Source organism: Pseudomonas inefficax, from assembly GCF_900277125.1.
Classification (GTDB): Bacteria; Pseudomonadota; Gammaproteobacteria; order Pseudomonadales; family Pseudomonadaceae; genus Aquipseudomonas; species Aquipseudomonas inefficax.
In genome coordinates, this window is the sequence record NZ_OPYN01000182.1 from 1 (window position 1) to 1,413 (window position 1,413).

1 protein-coding gene is annotated in these 1,413 nt (G+C 66.0%); it reads left to right on the forward strand.

Features of this window, described 5'->3' with window-relative positions; all coding sequences use genetic code 11:
- Window positions 1–1,211: pyruvate kinase (gene pyk, locus JV551A3_RS22240; RefSeq protein ID WP_133979133.1), on the forward strand; the 1,211-nt coding region annotated here is incomplete at its 5' end.
- Window positions 1,212–1,413: the final 202 nt, after the last annotated feature.

Here is a 1,413-nt window from a genome sequence, read left to right on the forward strand (position 1 = left end):
ACCTGCAAGGGCCGAAACTGCGCGTCGGCCGCTTTGCCGACGGCAAGGTGCAGCTGCAACGCGGCCAGGCCCTGCGCCTGGACCTGGACAACACCCCGGGCGACAGCCGCCGGGTCAACCTGCCACACCCCGAGATCATCGCCGCCCTCGAGCCGGGCATGGACCTGCTGCTGGACGACGGCAAGCTGCGCCTGCGCGTCACCGCCAAGCACAGCGACGCCATCGACACCGAAGTCCTGGCCGGTGGCGAGCTGTCAGATCGCAAGGGTGTCAACGTGCCGCAAGCGGTGCTCGACCTGTCCCCGCTCACCGAGAAAGACCGCCGCGACCTGGCCTTCGGCCTGGAGCTGGGCGTGGACTGGGTGGCCCTGTCGTTCGTGCAGCGCCCGGAAGACATCACCGAAGCACGCCAGCTGATCGGTGACCGTGCCTACCTGATGGCGAAGATCGAAAAGCCATCGGCAGTGGAACAGCTGCAAGCCATCGCGGAGCTTGCAGATGCGATCATGGTGGCCCGTGGCGACCTTGGCGTGGAAGTGCCGGCCGAAAGCGTGCCGCAGATCCAGAAACGCATCATCGGCACCTGCCGCCAACTGGGCAAGCCGGTGGTTGTGGCCACGCAGATGCTCGAATCCATGCGTTTCTCGCCAGCACCGACCCGCGCCGAGGTCACCGACGTGGCCAACGCCGTGGCCGAAGGTGCGGATGCGGTGATGCTGTCGGCCGAGACTGCCTCGGGTGAGTACCCGCTGGAAGCCGTGCAGATGATGAGCAAGATCATCCGCCAGGTGGAGAACGGCCCGGACTACCAGGCCCAGCTCGACGTTGGCCGGCCGAAAGCCGAGGCTACCGTGTCGGACGCCATCAGCTGCGCCATCCGCCGTATCAGCGGCATCCTGCCCGTGGCGGTGCTGGTCAACTACAGCGAGTCGGGCGCCTCGACCCTGCGCGCGGCACGCGAGCGGCCGCGGGCACCAATCCTCAACCTGACGCCGAACCTGAACACCGCACGCCGTTTGAGCGTGGCGTGGGGCGTGCATTCGGTGGTCAACGACCGCCTGCGCCAAGTGGACGAGGTTGTTTCCACTGCGCTGGAGATTGCCCAGGCACAGGGCATGGCCAGCCGTGGCGACACGCTGCTGATTACTGCTGGTGTGCCTTTCGGTAAGCCAGGGTCGACTAACACGCTGCGGATCGAGACTTTGATCTGAGAATGCCGGGGGCGCTCTGCGCCCCATTCGCAGCACAAGGCTGCTCCTACAAAGGGACCGCGAAAGCCTCCTGCTCCACGGTCCCTTTGTAGGAGCAGCCTTGTGCTGCGAATGGAGGGCAAAGCCCTCCCCGAACACAGAAACACCAGACCTGCGGAAAACCCGAGGCCCAAAGAGGCCCACCGCTCCCCATCAACCTCAC